A 17,247-nucleotide genomic window follows, 5' to 3' on the forward strand; every position below is an offset into this window, starting at 1 on the left:
CATTAGATTTATTGCTTTATATACGTTTAGTACAATATTCTCCAAAGCATTTGCGCTCGTCTCTTGAGGTTAGTTTAATCGCTATTTAATTGGTTTCATTAACCCGAAAAAACCAGGTTTTGATTTGTAGCCTAACTTTTTATTAACAGATAACATAGGTAAGTTTTTCGAATTATTATGAGTTCTAATATACTTCACATTGTGATGTAAAGCATATTCAATTGCTTTTACTTTAATAGCTAAAGCAAGTCCTTTACCACGGTATTCCTTTTTAACTCCAGTCATAGAGTTATAGCAGAGGTCATCATTTTCTTTCAGTATCATAGATAAAGCTACCCATTGCTCTCCATCAGCAGCTAAAATAAACCCTTTTTTATCGAAATCTTTTGCAAGGCTAATCATTCTTTCATTATCTGGACGTGGTTTCTCTTGCATACCAGGCACATCAGTAACGAGTTCCCACCAAAAATCCCAAAAACGATTATTGGAGTCCGCATTCTGGGGATATTCAGCGAGGTTAGTAAAACGAATTCCTGAAGATTCTAACTCTTTACAAACAGAATCATATTGACTCATATCAAATGACGATAGATTCAATTGGGATTCAAATGTGTGATTAGTTATCTCAAAGCCTTTCTTTTTAGCCCATTCAATATCCATTTCTTTTATATCTTGTATATTAGTTTGAAGAGCCTTTGCATTATTTTTATGGGCCCGGTTTTCAATTTCATCTAGAATCCAACTACCAATACCTTTATTACGCCATTCTTTATCGACTTTTACTGTAACCTCAACATATCCTGGCTTTAGTATTGGATCCCACGTTCCAGAGACATACCTTCCAAACCCAACTAATTCTCCATTTGGAGTTATAACTCCTAGATTATACAAAAGTGTTTCATTAGAACATTTTTCTTCATACCTTTTTATGGTTTCTAAATCAGGCAATTCTGATTTTTGCTCTCTTACAATTTCTGCGTAATTGTTTGAAGTTAATAGTAAAATTTTTAAGTCCATTTTCCAATCAACTCCTTTCGTTTCTATATTCGTTTTTTCTCCTAGCTATGATTGCTTCTTAAAGTAAACTGCTTCGTTCGTATTACACGAAGCAGCTTTTTTGTAATTCCAACTAAACCAATCGAAATTGATTGACAACAAAAACAATTTCGATTATTATCACTATAATACTTTAACAATTTATAAATCAATTTCTTATCAAGAGAGGCAGAGGGACATGGCCCTATGAAGCCTCGGCAGCGGGTTCGTCCGTCGAATACTGTGCCAATTCCAGCAAGCGTTCGCTTGGGAGATAAGAAGAGTCTAAGCTATACATATGCTCTCTTCTTATAGGAAGAGAGCTTTTTATTTATTATCATAATACATTTACTAGGAGTGAACATCTTATGAAGTATGGATTTTGGTTGCCTATTTTCGGTGGTTGGTTACGTAACGTTGATGATGAGGGAATGCCACCAACTTTTGAATATGCAAAGGATGTTATACAATCCGCTGAAAAGTGGGGTTATGATACTACTTTAATTGCGGAATTATATTTAAATGATATTAAAGGTCCAGAACAGGATTCACTGGAAGCGTGGTCTACTGCTGCTGGCCTCGCTGCGGTAACAGAAAAAATTGAAATTATGACTGCGGTCCGTCCGGGATTCCATAATCCAGCCGTAACAGCCAAGATGGCTGCAAACATTGATCATATTAGTAAAGGAAGATTTACCTTAAATGTTGTATCAGCTTGGTGGGCAGAAGAGGCTAAGCAGTACGATGGAGTATTTACAGAGCATGATGAGCGATATGACCGAACAACGGAGTTTATCGAAGTGTTAAAAGGAATGTGGTCGGAAGATACATTCTCATATAAAGGAAAGTTTTACAATATAGAAAATGCTAAACTTTCTCCAAAGCCGGTTCAAAATCCAAACCCAATTCTTTATGCCGGTGGGGAAAGTGATAAGGGTAAGCAAGTGATTTCTTCTCATTGTGATGCATATGTTATGCACGGTGGCACAATAGATGAAGTTCAAAGTAAAATAGAAGATATGAGAGTAAAGAGACAGGAAGCAGGGCAACATCCGTTCCATAGTTTTGGTATGGCTGCGTATGTTATCTGCCGCGATACTGAGGAAGAGGCACAGGAAGAGTTAGCACGAATAACCGACGTAAAAGATGCTAGCGGTTATGCAGGATTTAAAGATTTTACAACAAAATCACAACTTGAACAGAAGCTTCAATTACAAGATTATTCTGTTTCAAATAGAGGCTTGCGCCCTAAGTTAGTAGGAACACCTGAGCAAATTGCAAAGCGAATTGTAGAATATGAGAAAGCAGGAGTGGACTTGTTATTGCTTCAGTTCTCTCCGCAACTGGAAGAAATGGAACGTTTTTCAAAACAAGTTATGCCATTAGTAGAACAATTAAAAGCAAAAAACGAAGAGGTGATCTAAGTGAGTAAAATTTATGTAATTCATGAAAACGAAGAGTGGACAGAACATTTGACGAATAGATTAAGAGAATTAAACCTTCCTTATGAAGAGTGGTTATTAAGTAGCGGTACAGTTGATTTAACTGCTGAACCTCCTGAAGGTGTGTTCTACAGTCGAATGAGTGCGTCATCTCATACCCGTGGTAACCGTTTTGCACCTGAATTAACGAGTTCTGTTCTAGCCTGGTTGGAAACGCACGGTAGAAAAGTAATAAACGGAAGTCGTGCGTTGCAACTAGAAGTAAGCAAAGTCCTTCAATATATTGAACTTGAAAAATATGGTGTAAAAACGCCGAAAACCGTTGCTGCGGTTGGAAAAGAGGAGATTGTAAAAGCAGCGGAATCATTTGAAGGTTCGTTTATAACGAAGCATAATAGGGCAGGTAAAGGATTGGGTGTACAATTATTTCATTCAGTCGCTGCATTGAAAGAATATATTAACGGACCAAGTTTTGAAGAACCTGTAGATGGAATTACATTGATTCAGGAATATATTGAATCCCCTGAATCATATATCACTCGCTGTGAATTTGTCGGAGGAAAATTTGTTTATGCGGTAAGAGTAGATACGTCAGAAGGTTTCGAACTATGTCCAGCTGACGCATGTACGATTGATGACTTGTTTTGTCCAGTTGGGGAAGAGCCGGAAGAGCAAGAAGTTTCAAAGCCGAAATTCCAAATAGTTGAAGACTTCAACAGTCCAATTATTGAAAAGTATGAAAAAGTGTTAGCTGCAAATGGCATTCAAGTGGCGGGCATTGAGTTTATTCAAGATAAGAATGGTCAAATTTTCACATACGACATCAATACAAATACAAACTATAATAGTGATGCAGAGGCAAAAGCAGGTAAATTTGGAATGCTCGAATTAGCGAAATATTTAGGTGAAGAATTAAAAAATGTTTAATACTATATGACATCCTACCATCAGAGGTAGGATGTTTTTTTATTAAGCATTAATGATAAGATAACAAATAGGTGAAGGTAAGGAGGATAATGTCTCATATGGATGAATTTGCAAAACTAGACGGAATAGGTATAGCCAACTTGATCAAACAGGGTGAACTATCAACTTACGATGTAGTGCAATATTACATTGCACAAATACATCAATTGAATCCCCTTCTTAATGCCGTGGTTCATACAATGTTTGAAGAAGCTCAGCAGGTGGCCAAGCATGTTGACTATAAAACAAGTCCGCTTGCCGGGGTCCCAACCTTTATTAAGGATTTAAATCCGGTGAAAGGGCATCCAACTACATTTGGATCACATATGTTAAAAGATTATATAGCCAAAGAGAGTGATGAAATAGTTAAGCGATTTCAAAACGCGGGTATTATCTTCTTAGGGAAAACAAACACAGCTGAATTTGGCTTTTTACCGACAACAGAACCACAATTGTTTGGTCCAACAAAAAATCCTTGGGATGCCTCACTATCTGCTGGAGGATCAAGTGGTGGGGCAGGGGCTGCTGTTGCTGCAGGACTTGCACCATTTGCGCACGGTAGTGACGGGGGAGGGTCCATTAGAATTCCGGCCTCTGCATGTGGCTTATTTGGGTTTAAGCCATCCCGAGGACAAGTCCCCTATTCAGATTATGTAAATCACTTAAGTGTAAACCATGCAATTACAAAATCTGTACGAGACAGTGCTGCTTTACTAGATGTCATACAAGGAAGAGGCAGGTTTGATACATATCCAGGTTTTAAAAAGGAACACTCTTTTTTGTCCTCAGTAAATCAACCACCGAAAAAACTCCGTATTGGTGTAACATACGACTGGGATGAAAAAGTGTTCGTAGACGATGAAACGAAGAATTCAATCAGGCATACGGCTAATTTGTTACAATCACTCGGACACGAAGTTGATTATGCAGCTCCGTCATTTCAGTTTGAACAATTTGCGGAACACTTTATTACAGTTTGGCTTGGTAGTGGATCTGTAGTCGTGAAGCATTTAGGAAGCTTAGCAGGAAAAGAGTTGAGTGAAGAACAAATTGAACGTCTATCCTTTAATGTATACCAATATGGGCAAAAGCTAACAGCTTTTCAATATGAGGAAGCAAGAATTGCATTACAGCAAGAAGCAAGAAAGATTAATTCGTATTACCAATCTTATGATTTACTATTGAGCCCTGTCCTGAATACAACCCCCGTTTCAATAGGTTTTTTACAAGACCAAAGGGATCCAATTCATGATATGCTGGATAATTTCACGAATTATTGTAGCTTTACACCTATAGCGAATGTCACAGGACAACCTTCTATGAGCGTTCCTTTATATTGGTCGTCGAGTAATGTGCCAATAGGCTCTATGCTAACAGGACGAATAGGGGAAGATCATTTATTATTTCAAGTGGCATCACAATTAGAGCGGGCTCAGCCTTGGAAGAAAAAGCATCAAGAATTACAGCGGGAATTAAAAAAAGAATTTTTGAAAAAAATGATAATAGGAATATATGACTAGTAAAATAGAACCAAAAATGATACTTTGGTAATATAGCGTCTATTTAAATTAGAGAGGAAAAGAAATATGCTTTCAAAAATAAAAAACTTTAAATATTTAGATTTCATTTTTAATAATCTTTCTGAAATGGTATTTCTCATTGAGGTTGAACAAAATGAAACGTTTACGTATGTAACTACTAACGAGGTAGCTATCAATACGTTAAGCTTTCCGAAGGATTATAGTGGTAAATCTATTTACGATTTAATGCCAAAGGAATCTGCAGATAAAATTACAGCTAAATATAAAGAGGCGATACAAAAAAGAGCACCTGTTAAATATAAAGAAAAAATGCTCTTTCCTTGGAGAGATGGTGAACAAAGAATTGGTTGGTTGGAGTCCACATCTACACCTATTTTTGATGATGATGGGATTTGCACAAATATCATATCTGTCTCTCGGGAGATAACCGAAGAGGTGAATAATCAAAGAAAAATAGAACAAATGAATGAACACTTAGAATTAATTTACCATAACACTGCCGACGTTATTATTACATTCGATGCAGAAGGGCACTTTATTTCTGTCAACAATCGTTTCACTGAAATATTAGGATGGACTGAACAAGAATTGTTAATGGACCAATCAATCACTATTGTGCCACCTGAAGAAAGGGAAGACTTCCCGTCTATTCTAAGCAAATTACAAAAAGGAGAGATAATTGAAAATCATCTCTCCAAAAGAAAAGCTAAAAATGGTCGAATTATTGAAATGTTAGCTTCCTATGCCCCTGTTATGGAAAATGGAGTCATGGTTAGTGGTATTGCTGTTTACAAAGATATAACGAGTTTAAGGGAATTAGAGGACCGGCTAAGTAGAACCGAGGAACGATACCGTATTATTGCTGAATACTCTACCGACCTAATTCGAATTTTAGATGAGGATGGCTTCATAAGATATGCTTCTCCTTCCCATGAGAACATTTTAGGCGTTTCACCAGAGTTCTTTGTTAATAAATCAATCCTTTCATTTATCCATAAAGAAGATATGTCGAAAGTTCAGAAATGGCTGGAACAAATAAATGTATCGAAAGAACCTACTAAGATTGAACATCGTAAGTTAACGAAGAAAGGCGAAGCGATTTGGTTTGAGTCCATTGGGGTACCTGTACTAGATGAAAAGGGGGAACTTGATCAAATCGTGACCATTACGAGAGACATTTCTATTCGCAAAGAACAAGAAGAGAAGTTAGAGAAAATGGCATTACATGATGAATTAACGGGTCTGCCGAATCGTATCTTGTTTCAAGATCGTTTGGAAAAAGCGTTACAAACAACAGCAAGGAGAGGTCAAATGACTGCTCTTTTTGCACTAGATTGTGATAATTTTAAAGGAATAAATGATACGTACGGGCATGATGTCGGTGATGAAGTGTTAATGGAGTTTTCAAACCGAATTGTAAAAAGCGTACGCGAAAAAGATACAGTAGCTCGAATGGGTGGAGATGAATTCCAAGTTATATTACCGGAAATTGAAAACCGTCAAGATGCGATTCATGTTGCCGATCGCATCATAGCAGCTATGGAACAACCATTCCAAATTGGCGAACGAACTCTTCATATCTCGACGAGTATTGGCATTTCATTCTATGGAAGTAAGGATACACATAAAACGATGGAAATGCTAGTAAAAGAGGGAGACGAAGCATTATACGTGGCGAAAAATGAAGGTAAGAACACCTTTGCTATTTATAGCAAAAAGAAAAAAGCGTCTAAGAAAAAGAGTTTGAAACGATTGTTCACGTTTAAACCAAAGAAAAGGTAAGGGCTATAATCTTCTGTGTATGTAAGCAGGATACGTGATTGCTGAAAATTACGTTCATGATTACAAAATGGGGACTTGATGATACTATACCTTTGTAATAGGTTGAACATAACCGTTTATTGTCGTAATCATTTGATTACGACGTTTTTTATTGGAAAATACAAGTTGTTTAGCATCTCGTTTCCCGGGAAATATTCTTCTTTCAATTTCAACAAAAAATGATGAATTTTCGCAAATCCGTTATAATGAATATGTTTGTATTATCTTTGTAAAAGAAGGGGAACAACATGATTTTAATGATTGATAACTATGACTCTTTCACATATAACATTGTTCAATATTTACAAGAAAATGGGGAAGAGGTTGTTGTATATTACAATGACGAGATTACCATTCGTGAAATAGAAAAACTAAATCCCGAGGCTATTTTTTTATCTCCAGGTCCAGGTGAACCGAATACTGCGGGTATTTGCCTTAACGTAGTTCAATACTTTCAGGGAAAAAAACCATTGTTTGGTATTTGTCTAGGCCACCAAGTTATTGTTGAAGCATTTGGTGGTACAGTCACAAAGGCGGTCGAACCAATGCACGGAAAGGTGGATTTCGTCTATCATGATGAGCGAGGGATTTATGACGGGTTACCAAATCCACTAACTGTAACTCGATACCATTCCTTAGTAGCCCATTCCTCATCTGTTCAAAGTCCAATTTACGTTACAGGACGTGCAAAACGGGGAGAAATCATGTCACTACAACATAATACACTGCCTATTGCAGGTGTTCAGTTTCATCCCGAGGCTATTTTAACAGAACATGGACAAACCCTCCTGCAAAACTTTATGAATAGGTTGGTTCGAAAGGAGAGTAGAGTATGAAGCAAGGCTATATGGAATTTCATTTTCGAGATCCTTTTCGTAACGAGAATGTTCCAGTTGTTTTTTCCAATCCAATTGCAACAATTGAGGCGCGGGAGATTGAAGAGGTTCGTCCTAAAATGAGAGAAGTGGAATCATATGTTGAGCAAGGCTATTTTGCAGCAGGTTATGTCAGCTATGAGGCAGCTCCAGCATTTCATTCAAAAATGAAAACGAAGAAAAAACCGATTATGCCACTTTTATCCTTTAGTATATATCGGGAATTCGACGAATTAGAGGATCATACACCATCACAGGTAAATACATCTTTTAATTGGACTCCGAATGTAACGAAGGAAAAATATGAGAAGGATATTTGTACAATCCATGATGAGATTGAAAATGGCAACACATATCAAGTTAATTATACGACACGTTTAAATGTCCCCTTCGAAGAAGATGATTATGTTTACTTTAAACAGTTAAAGGATGCTCAACAAGGTGATTACAGTAGTTATATAAATTTAGGGGATTTTAGCATATTATCCGCATCACCTGAACTATTTTTCGCAGTTCAAAACAACCGTATTGTTACAAAACCGATGAAAGGTACAACAAAGCGAGGGCTTACCTTTGAAGAGGATATACAATTAAAAGCGTCATTAACGACTTCTCAAAAGGAGCAGGCTGAAAATGTAATGATAGTCGATTTAATCCGAAATGATTTAGGTCGAATCGCCAAGTCTGGATCTGTCAATGTCTCGAAATTATTTGAAGTTGAAACATATCCCACGGTCCACCAACTGACTTCAACCATAGAGGCCGACTTAACCGATATGACATCAATTACAGATATATTCACCGCACTTTTCCCATGTGGCTCAATTACAGGGGCACCGAAAATAAGTACAATGGAGATTATTGACCAACTGGAAGATTCTCCACGAGAGGTATATTGTGGCTCAATGGGTTACATAACACCTGAAAGAAAAGCTATATTTAATATTCCAATTCGAACGGTATGGATAGATCATAATACGAAAAAAGCGGAATACGGAGTTGGTGGTGGGATTACGTGGGATTCTAATGCAAATGGGGAATTTGAGGAAATGATTACGAAAGGAAAAATTCTTTCGACAGTGCCTCGTCAACCATTTTATCTTTTAGAAAGTATGTTGCTTGAAAACGGGGGCTATACATTGTTACAACTTCATCTTGAACGACTACAAAAATCTGCGCAATATTTTCAATTTGATTATGAGGAAGAAAAGATAGTTAAGGCTTTATGCAAACTCCGTGATGAAACGAGTGATGAAACATGTAAAGTAAGGTTATTAGTTGCAGAAGATGGTGAGGTTAAAGTAGAAGCCCATCCTATCTCATTATCAAATGAGAAGAAAGAAGTTCGAATTGCGGAAAGTCCAGTCGACAGAAGAGATCCGTTTCTCTATCATAAGACGACAAACCGATCCATATATGAGCCGCACAAAGATGACCGATATTATGATACCTTACTTTGGAATGAGAAAGGCTTCATAACCGAATTTATAAATGGAAATATCGTTGTTGAAAAAGAGGGGCACTATTATACTCCACCTGTTGAGGATGGTTTACTTCCTGGAACCTTTCGGCAAGCGCAAATGAACGCAGGAATCGTGTTAGAAAGAACATTTTCAATTCAAGAACTTCAATCTTTTGACCGTATATGGCACATTAACAGTGTTCGCGGATGGACTGAAGTATTCTTAAATATGTAGTGCAATGTTTGATAAAGGGTAATCTATTATCCCTACTACTTAGAGTAGTAGGGATAATTTTTGTGAGAAATGATCAAATTGTTATTTTTTTAAAACCAACTTCCATATATTGAAAAAAATACAATGTAAATTCAAAAAAATAAAAAAAATGCAATATTTATATTGAAAAATTCAAAAAACTCTATTATCATTAATGTAATCTTTTTAGTAGGAAAGGGTTTCATATGAATAAACATTTAGAAAAAGAAGATGTAAGAATTGATGAACTAGACCAAAAAATTATTGCCTTCTTTCAAAGGGATGGAAGAAGCTCATACACGGAGATTGCCGAAGAACTAGGAATAACGGTGGGAACAGTTAGAAATCGAGTACAACGTTTAATAGAAAACAAGATTATGAAAATTGTAGGTGTTGTAGACCCATTCAAAACGGGGATGGAATCTGTTTCGATGTTTGGATTAAAGGTTCAATTAAATAAATTAGATGAAGTGGTTCAAAAGCTCGTAAAAATTCCAGAAGTACGTTTTGTTGCAGCAGCAACTGGAGCGTTTGATTTATACGTCCAAATTATTACGTCTTCCAATAAAGAGTTATACAGAATTATGAAGGAAGAATTGAGTGAAATTGATGGAATTCTATCGACTGACTCTTCTATGATACTAGAGTTACATAAACAATCATACGACTGGGGTGTTAACCTCCCCTAATTTTTTTGCTTAAATAAATCTGAAAACTTTTAAAATTTTGTTATTAATGAAATCTATTAATAAAAACTTTTTTCAATGGAGGGATTTGGGATGAAGAAAACTGTGCTTTTATTTTTAACTTTTTTCTTATTGTTAAGTGTTAGTATCCATGCTGATGGTGTTGACCCACTACTTGATCAAGCAGACATTACGATCACAGTAACAGATGATAATGGTTACTACGTTGAGGAAGTCATTACGATTTCAAACAGTTCTAGTCTTGATGGAGTGATTAATCACAGTTTAGTAGATGCAGACATGGTTAGTGATTTAACATTTACCGCTAACGGGGAAGCATTAGACTACCAACTAAATGAGGGTGAAGTACTTGATAAGCTGGAAGTGACAGTTGCGGATGTTTCAACTGATAATTTGCAATATGTCATTGGTTATTCTGTTCACTCGTCCGAAGGGGAATTTAAGACACCGATTGTAGTTCCGATGTATCCGACAGCTGGTGAAAGCGCAGTCGTAAATGTGAATTTTGTAGCTCCAGAGGGAAATTACATTCACAAAAATTCATTTCCTGTTCAAAATGAAACAGCTGAAGGGGAAGTGACGAACCACTTAATTAATGTACCGAGTCACGTGAATTATATCTATGGACCGGAACCAACACCTCTGTTTAACTCTTATAGCGTCATCTCCGGTATTATCTTCGTAGTGTTAGTTGGAATTCTCGTTAGTTGGTTCAGAGCTGAACGTAAAAAAGAGATGGAGGTGGCTGCATAATGGGATTTAGCTTTTGGGGATTAGTGATTTATGCTGTTGTTTTTATCTCAGGATATTTTATTTGGGCTCTTAAGAAAAACGCACAAGAAGAGGAGTAATACGACTTTGAAAATATAAAGGGGGAGACTGTATGTTTGAAATAAGTCCTGTGTTTTATTACGTCATAATCGGATATTTCATAGTTATTTTAAGTATTGGTTTTTGGTCAGGTAGAGGAAATAAAACGAGTGAGGACCATTTAGTAGCAAATCGATCAATTGGCGCATTGATTGGTGGAGCAGCACTTGCAGCCACTCAAATGAGTGCCGGTACGTTCGTTGGTACGATGGGTGTGCATTACTTAACAGGTGCTAGTTTTATGTGGTTTTGGCCAGGATTATGGCTTGGATGGGTTGTTTCAGCCATATGGGTAGCACCAAAGTTTCAGCGCTTTAATGGTGTTACGGTACCAGACTATGTTGAGGCGAGATATAACAGTAAGGCTGGAAAAGTTATCGCTGCAGTTCTTATTATCGTTGCCTATACCGTTTATTTAATTGGTCAATATGTAGCAGGTGGCGTGTTAATGAATACAATCTTCGGCATACCGATGATATGGGGCGCCATTATTACGATTGGTATTACGATGATCTATACATTAAAAGGTGGTATGAAGGCCACGAGTTACAGCGATTTCGTACAAGCCATTATTATGGCAGGGTGTTTCTTTGCAGCTATTCCACTTTTATTCTCACAAGCAGGTGGATTTGGCTATGTAGGAACATTGTTAACCGACTTAGATGCAAGTATTACAGGTTGGCATTTCAGTGTGAAGGATTTAATTGGATTTGGATTAGCGTTTGGTTTATCCATGGCCATTGCACCATATGAATTAGCCAGAATGTATACGTTAAAAAGCCAAAAAACAGTTCGATTAGCTATTGGGTTCTCATTTGTTTTCCAGGCGATTGTTGCTATCTCCGTTGCTCTAGGTGGTATGGCAATGCGTTCAATCTTCCCGGTTCTAGGAAATGGTGATGCAGCCTCTTCTGTAATGGCAATCAATGTACTTCCTCCACTAGTCGGAGCATTATTAATGGTTGCTATATTAGCATCTATTATGAGTACCGTTTCTGGAATCATGATTGTATCGGCTTCTGGGGTTTCCCATGATATCTTCGGGGTGATTAAGCCAAACGCTACAGACCGTCAAAAAATGCGTGTCAATCGAGTGGCGGTTATTGTTCTAGCTTGTATCCCATTAATCTTTGCGATTAAGCCGTTTGATATGGTTCAGTTTATCGTAATGTTACAAGCATCATTAGTTGCGAGTTTCTTCTTTGCTATCGTTGTAGTCGGATTGAACTGGAAGGGTGCAACGAAGGCAGGAGCTATTTCCGCTATGCTAGGTGGTGTGGCAACTGTATTGGTGTATTTCCTTATTGGAAAACCGTTTGGATTAAATGAAGTTATTCCTGGTGTACTTGTTTCACTAATCATTTTACTAGTAGTAAGTAAGTTTACGAAACCAGTTCCGGAAGAATCGTTACGACCATTCTTCGGAGATACGAAAGAAGATAAAAAAGCCGCTTAACATATCTAAATTCAAGAACCACGTAGGATTTCCTTGATTCTATGGTGGTTCTTGTCTTTGTCATTTAGTTCAATATCAGTATTGTTGTGGAAGGGAGCAGGTTTCATGTCTCAATTTAATAATAAAGTTGCCATTGTTACAGGAAGTGCTAGTGGGATTGGAAAAGGTATTGCGGAAATGTTTGTAAAAGAAGGTGCAAAAGTTGTTCTCGTAGATATAAACGAAGAAAAGCTGAACCAAGCAGTGGAAGAGTTTGCAATTCTTTATAATAGTGACCATGTTACATATTTAACTTGTAATCTACAACAATCTGAAGTCATACAAACTATTTATGACCATACGCTGAGTACATTTGGGACAATTGATATATTAGTAAATTGTGCAGGTATATACCCGTCTACAGATGCCCTGAATATTACAGAAGATGAATGGGATCGGTTAATGGACTTGAATCTCAAAAGTAGTTTTTTCTTAAGTCAACAGGTAGCCACCTACATGGTAGATCAAGAAATTGAAGGTAATATCATTAACATTACATCATCGGCTAGTATAACTACTCGCCCTGGGGTAGCCCATTACTCAGCGTCTAAGGCTGCGCTTAAAATGTTAACACAAACATTAGCAATTGAATGGGCTCAGTATGGCATACGTGTAAATGCTTTAGCTCCAGGTCTAGTAGAGACTGAAACATTACAAAATACACTCGTAACTGAGGAAGCAATTAAGGAACATGAAGAGAAAATTTCGTATTCTCCGATGGGAAGAACTTGTAGTGTTGAGGAAATAGCTAATGGAGTACGATACTTAGCTTCAGAGGATGCGAGTTTTGTTACAGGACAGACCCTGTTCGTTGATGGAGGTTATACTGCAGGACGTGTTTTTCAAACGAAAAAGAAAGAGGGGTTAAATCAATGAATGAAGTACTAGAGTTATTAACAAATAAACATGATGAAATGGTAGAGCGGTTAAGAGATATCGTAGAGTTAGAGACTCCTTCCCTGGACAAAAAGCTAACAGACCAAGCCGCCAAAGAAATTGCCAAGTTTTTTGAACAGTACACAGGGGGGAAAGCTGAATTTATTCAAAACGAGCAATATGGAAACCATGTAAAGGGCACATGGGGAGAAGGCGATGATCAAATACTTTTATTAGCCCACTTTGATACCGTATGGCGTGAGGGAGACATAAAACGGAAGCCTTTTGAAATTAAGGACGGGAAAGCGTATGGTCCTGGTGTTTTTGACATGAAAGGTGGACTAGTTCAGGGTGTCTTTGCGTTACATGCTTTAAAAGAATTGAACCAACAAGCGGGAAAAGTCGTATTTTTATTTAATAGTGATGAAGAAATTGGTAGCCCTACTTCACAAAAATTAATAGAAGAGGAAGCTAAAAAGAGTAAAGCGGTGTTCGTTTTAGAACCGGCGATGTCAACAGAAGGTTCACTGAAGACAGAAAGAAAAGGTGTTGGAATATTTGAAGTAAACGTAAAAGGGACGCCTGCACACTCGGGTATTGATCCAGAAAAGGGGAAAAGTGCCATTGGCGAGCTAGCCTCCCACATTACATACCTTCATAGTCTTACCGATTTTGATAAAGGTACTACAGTGAATGTAGGTGTCGTTGAAGGAGGTACTACGTCCAATGTAGTCGCAGCAAGTGCAAAAGCTGATGTCGATTTACGAGTTCGCTATCAATCAGAATTTGATCGCATGTTACCTCTTATTAAAGAAATCGAACCGACTACTGAAGGGGTAGAAGTAGAAGTAAATGGTGGAATAAATCGTCCTCCTTTTGAAAGATCAGAAAAAGTAGCTTATTTAGCTAATATTGCAAAACAATTGGCAAAAGATGAATTAGGTTTTGAATTAACTGAAAAGGCTACAGGTGGAGGTAGTGATGGTAACTTTACTGCTCCGATTGCTCCTACTTTAGATGGCTTAGGTGCCGTAGGGGATGGAGCACACGCAGAGCATGAACATTTGTATGTATCAGAAATGCCAAAGCGAAGTGCTCTCGTTGCTCTATTAATAAACCATTTTTTAAAGGAGGAGAAGTAATGGCAGTAGCAACAGATCATATAGTAAATAAAGTCGACAAAAAACGTTTAATGGAGTATACAGAAAATATTTCTAAGGAAGTACGATTATCTGGAACGGAAGAAGAACTGCGTGCCTTTCACTACGTACAAGAAAAGCTGACAAGTTATGGATTGGAAACGGAATTGTTTTTTACTGACGCTTATATTAGTTTACCCGGTGACTCATCATTAATGATAAATGGAGAAAGCTATGAAAGTATTACTCATTCAATGGCAGTTCCCACTAATGATGAGGGAGTTACCGCAGAGGTTGTATATGCCGGATCAATGACAGACGCTAAATTTGGAGATTTAACGGGAAAAATTGCATTAATAGATGGCTTAGCCATTCCTGGAGCAGTGCAAAAGGCAGAGAAAGCTGGTGCAATCGCTGCACTCTTCATAAATGCAAAATATACACATGAAATGATTGTATCACCTGTTTGGGGTAATCCGACACCAGATACAAAAGAATTACTACCGAATATTCCAGTATTGTCTGTTAATTATGATGACGGTCAACAAATTAAGCAGCAGGTGAGTGAAAATTCGACTAAGGCCTTTTTAAAGACGACAGTTGATACTGGCTGGAGAAAGATACCTACTTTAATTGCAGATATTAAAGGAAGAGTAGAACCAGAAAAATTTGTCCTATATAGTGGACATATTGATTCATGGCATTATGGGGTTATGGATAATGGGACTGCGAATGCAACAATGGTTGAGGTAGCGCGCATTCTATCTGAACATCAAAATGATCTTCATAGATCGGTACGTTTCGCGTTTTGGTCAGGACATTCCCACGGGCGATATGCTGGATCTGCTTCTTATTGTGATGACAATTGGGAAGACCTACACGAAAACTGTGTATTACATGTAAACATCGATTCTGTAGGGGCGAAAAATGCCTCTATCATATCAGAAGGAAATAGCATGGCTGAAATGGTTGATTTAGCTAAGGAAGTAATAGAGTCACAAACAGGAGAGTGCTTTGAAGGTTCACGATACGGTAGAGCTGGGGACCAATCTTTTTGGGGAACGGGTACCCCTTCACTGTTCATGGGGTTATCAGAACAACCGAAATCCAATGACCCTGCCTCAGAAGCCTTTAGTCAATTATTTGGCGCTGGTCGTGGGGGAGGATTTGGTTGGTGGTGGCATACAACCGAAGATACACTAGATAAAATCGATCCAAATAATTTAGAACGTGATTGTAAAATATACGTAGAAGTTCTATACAAAGCACTAACAGAGCGCATTCTACCTATAAACCAGGTAGAAGGGGTTAGGGAAATCAAAGAAGTAGTTTTACAGTATTCAGAGAAGTATGGAGATAAGTTTGATTTATCTCTTACAGTCGCTAGATTACAGGAGTTGGAACACTTAACAGCCAAATTCCATGATGTTATTAAAAATGTAAAGAATAGTTCAGATGAACAACTCGCTAATGAAACGATACTGGAGTTATCAAGGTTACTTGTACCATTAAACTATGTATCAGGCGATTTGTTCGATCATGATCCAGCCATGAAGCAATCACCTGTTCCATCTTTAAATAAAATCACGACTCTAGAAGATATAGAGCTAAATAGTGATTTGTATTTTGAAACGATAACCCATTTGAAACGCCGAGTGAATCGCATAAACTATTCACTAAAACAAGCAATTAAAACAGTTGAAAATACATTAATATCTATTCAAAAATCATAAATTGGAGTGTGTTTTATGCCAAGTATGTTTGATCAAATCCAAATAGGAAAATTAACGGTACCTAACCGTGTTGCATTATCTCCTATGTGCCAGTACCAAGCCGAGAATAAAAGAGGAATTCCGGAAAATTGGCACTTTGTCCATTTAGTTTCCCGAGCAATAGGCGGGACAGGACTTATTTTTACAGAAATGACAAATGTAGAACCAAGAGGTAGAATTACCGAACAATGCTTAGGGATATATAATGATGAGCAAGTGACAAAGTTTCGTGAAATTGTAAATGAAGTCCATCGTTATGGCTCAAAAATCGGTCTTCAATTAGCTCATGCAGGGCGTAAATCCGTAATTAAAGATGGAGATATTGTAGGTCCTTCAGCTATTCCGTTTTCCGAGGAGAGTCCTGTACCTCGAGAACTAACGGTAGAAGAAATCAGAGGTATTGTTAAACAGTTTGCAGATGGTGCGAAGCGAGCAGTGGATGCAGGTTTTGATACGATAGAATTACACGGTGCTCACGGTTATCTGCTGCACCAGTTTATGTCACCGGCAAGTAATAAACGAAGTGATGAATATGGGGATTATACTAAGTTTCCATTAGAAGTGATACGTGCAGTGAAAAAGGTCATCCCTGAAGATATGCCTTTAATTTTACGAGTATCTGCCGTTGAATTCTCGGACGGTGGTTATACGTTTGAACAAATGTTAGATTATTGCCGGAAATTCAAGGATGCTGGTATTGATGCATTTGATGTCAGTACAGGAGGAGATTGTCCGACCCGCCCTGAAGTATACCCAGCCTATCAAACGAGTTATGCGGAAGTTTATAAGAAAGAATTAAATGTTCCTGTTATTTCAGTAGGGAAATTAGAAGACCCGAATGTAGCGGAAGCGGTCATTCGTAATGGTCAGGCAGATATGATTTGTATAGGGAAAGGTATGTTAAGAAATCCTTACTGGGTAAAAGAAGCGGCAACAGAATTAGGCGTAGATTTAGAGTTACCTGGTGTATATAATGTCGCATATTAATTTGGG

General features: G+C 37.6%; 14 protein-coding genes and 1 riboswitch. Of the genes, 13 read left to right on the forward strand and 1 reads right to left on the reverse strand.

What is annotated here, in order from left to right; all coding sequences use genetic code 11:
* Positions 1-81 precede the first annotated feature (81 nt).
* Positions 82-1,017, reverse strand: a complete 936-nt coding sequence (locus NLW78_RS02495) for a GNAT family N-acetyltransferase (protein ID WP_254495219.1) — start codon at positions 1,015-1,017, stop codon at positions 82-84.
* 192 nt (positions 1,018-1,209) lie between these two features.
* Positions 1,210-1,316: riboswitch (SAM riboswitch) on the forward strand.
* Positions 1,317-1,403: 87 nt separating this feature from the next.
* Here NLW78_RS02495 and NLW78_RS02500 point away from each other — a divergent pair.
* The 13 genes from NLW78_RS02500 to NLW78_RS02560 all read left to right on the forward strand — a co-directional run bounded on the left by NLW78_RS02500 (position 1,404) and on the right by NLW78_RS02560 (position 17,241).
* Entirely contained in the window at positions 1,404-2,459 is a 1,056-nt protein-coding gene (locus NLW78_RS02500; RefSeq protein WP_254495221.1) for an LLM class flavin-dependent oxidoreductase, read from the forward strand.
* On the forward strand, positions 2,460-3,404 hold the full coding sequence (locus NLW78_RS02505) for an ATP-grasp domain-containing protein (RefSeq protein WP_254495224.1): 945 nt from the start codon (positions 2,460-2,462) through the stop codon (positions 3,402-3,404).
* Positions 3,405-3,502: 98 nt separating this feature from the next.
* Positions 3,503-4,963 carry an amidase gene (locus NLW78_RS02510; protein ID WP_254495228.1) on the forward strand — a complete coding sequence of 487 codons (1,461 nt, stop codon included), beginning with the start codon at positions 3,503-3,505 and terminating at the stop codon, positions 4,961-4,963.
* A gap of 66 nt (positions 4,964-5,029) precedes the next feature.
* Positions 5,030-6,766, forward strand: coding sequence for a PAS domain S-box protein (locus NLW78_RS02515; RefSeq protein ID WP_254495231.1), 1,737 nt, complete (start codon positions 5,030-5,032; stop codon positions 6,764-6,766).
* 287 nt (positions 6,767-7,053) lie between these two features.
* Positions 7,054-7,641 carry an anthranilate synthase component II gene (locus tag NLW78_RS02520; RefSeq protein WP_254495234.1) on the forward strand — a complete coding sequence of 196 codons (588 nt, stop codon included), beginning with the start codon at positions 7,054-7,056 and terminating at the stop codon, positions 7,639-7,641.
* Complete coding sequence (pabB, locus tag NLW78_RS02525; RefSeq protein ID WP_254495237.1) at positions 7,638-9,377, forward strand: aminodeoxychorismate synthase component I; 1,740 nt, start codon at positions 7,638-7,640, stop codon at positions 9,375-9,377. Before NLW78_RS02520 ends, pabB begins: the two co-directional genes overlap by 4 nt.
* 224 nt (positions 9,378-9,601) lie before the next feature.
* A complete protein-coding gene (locus NLW78_RS02530) occupies positions 9,602-10,084 on the forward strand; it encodes an Lrp/AsnC family transcriptional regulator (protein ID WP_254495240.1) in 483 nt (160 codons plus the stop codon).
* Positions 10,085-10,174: 90 nt separating this feature from the next.
* Positions 10,175-10,855: a hypothetical protein gene (locus NLW78_RS02535; protein ID WP_254495243.1), complete on the forward strand. Its 681-nt coding sequence runs from the start codon at positions 10,175-10,177 to the stop codon at positions 10,853-10,855.
* 130 nt (positions 10,856-10,985) lie between these two features.
* A complete protein-coding gene (locus NLW78_RS02540) occupies positions 10,986-12,428 on the forward strand; it encodes a sodium:solute symporter family protein (protein ID WP_254495246.1) in 1,443 nt (480 codons plus the stop codon).
* A gap of 105 nt (positions 12,429-12,533) precedes the next feature.
* Positions 12,534-13,343, forward strand: coding sequence for an SDR family NAD(P)-dependent oxidoreductase (locus NLW78_RS02545; protein WP_254495249.1), 810 nt, complete (start codon positions 12,534-12,536; stop codon positions 13,341-13,343).
* The gene (locus NLW78_RS02550; protein WP_254495251.1) at positions 13,340-14,485 is read left to right on the forward strand and encodes a M20 family metallopeptidase; all 1,146 of its coding nucleotides are present in this window, start codon (positions 13,340-13,342) and stop codon (positions 14,483-14,485) included. Before NLW78_RS02545 ends, NLW78_RS02550 begins: the two co-directional genes overlap by 4 nt.
* Complete coding sequence (locus tag NLW78_RS02555; protein ID WP_254495253.1) at positions 14,485-16,215, forward strand: M28 family metallopeptidase; 1,731 nt, start codon at positions 14,485-14,487, stop codon at positions 16,213-16,215. Before NLW78_RS02550 ends, NLW78_RS02555 begins: the two co-directional genes overlap by 1 nt.
* Positions 16,216-16,230: 15 nt before the next feature.
* The gene (locus tag NLW78_RS02560) at positions 16,231-17,241 is read left to right on the forward strand and encodes an NADH:flavin oxidoreductase/NADH oxidase (RefSeq protein WP_254495259.1); all 1,011 of its coding nucleotides are present in this window, start codon (positions 16,231-16,233) and stop codon (positions 17,239-17,241) included.
* Positions 17,242-17,247: the final 6 nt, after the last annotated feature.

The organism is Salirhabdus salicampi (genome assembly GCF_024259515.1).
Taxonomy (GTDB): domain Bacteria; phylum Bacillota; class Bacilli; order Bacillales; family Alkalibacillaceae; genus Salirhabdus_A; species Salirhabdus_A salicampi.

Coding starts and splice junctions, on each gene's coding strand:
- NLW78_RS02555 (WP_254495253.1), top strand. CDS start 14,485: ATGGCAGTAGCAACAGATCATATAGTAAATAAAGTCGACAAAAAACGT.
- NLW78_RS02520 (WP_254495234.1), top strand. CDS start 7,054: ATGATTTTAATGATTGATAACTATGACTCTTTCACATATAACATTGTT.
- NLW78_RS02495 (WP_254495219.1), bottom strand. CDS start 1,017: ATGGACTTAAAAATTTTACTATTAACTTCAAACAATTACGCAGAAATT.
- pabB (WP_254495237.1), top strand. CDS start 7,638: ATGAAGCAAGGCTATATGGAATTTCATTTTCGAGATCCTTTTCGTAAC.
- NLW78_RS02550 (WP_254495251.1), top strand. CDS start 13,340: ATGAATGAAGTACTAGAGTTATTAACAAATAAACATGATGAAATGGTA.
- NLW78_RS02560 (WP_254495259.1), top strand. CDS start 16,231: ATGCCAAGTATGTTTGATCAAATCCAAATAGGAAAATTAACGGTACCT.
- NLW78_RS02545 (WP_254495249.1), top strand. CDS start 12,534: ATGTCTCAATTTAATAATAAAGTTGCCATTGTTACAGGAAGTGCTAGT.
- NLW78_RS02510 (WP_254495228.1), top strand. CDS start 3,503: ATGGATGAATTTGCAAAACTAGACGGAATAGGTATAGCCAACTTGATC.
- NLW78_RS02500 (WP_254495221.1), top strand. CDS start 1,404: ATGAAGTATGGATTTTGGTTGCCTATTTTCGGTGGTTGGTTACGTAAC.
- NLW78_RS02540 (WP_254495246.1), top strand. CDS start 10,986: ATGTTTGAAATAAGTCCTGTGTTTTATTACGTCATAATCGGATATTTC.
- NLW78_RS02530 (WP_254495240.1), top strand. CDS start 9,602: ATGAATAAACATTTAGAAAAAGAAGATGTAAGAATTGATGAACTAGAC.
- NLW78_RS02535 (WP_254495243.1), top strand. CDS start 10,175: ATGAAGAAAACTGTGCTTTTATTTTTAACTTTTTTCTTATTGTTAAGT.
- NLW78_RS02515 (WP_254495231.1), top strand. CDS start 5,030: ATGCTTTCAAAAATAAAAAACTTTAAATATTTAGATTTCATTTTTAAT.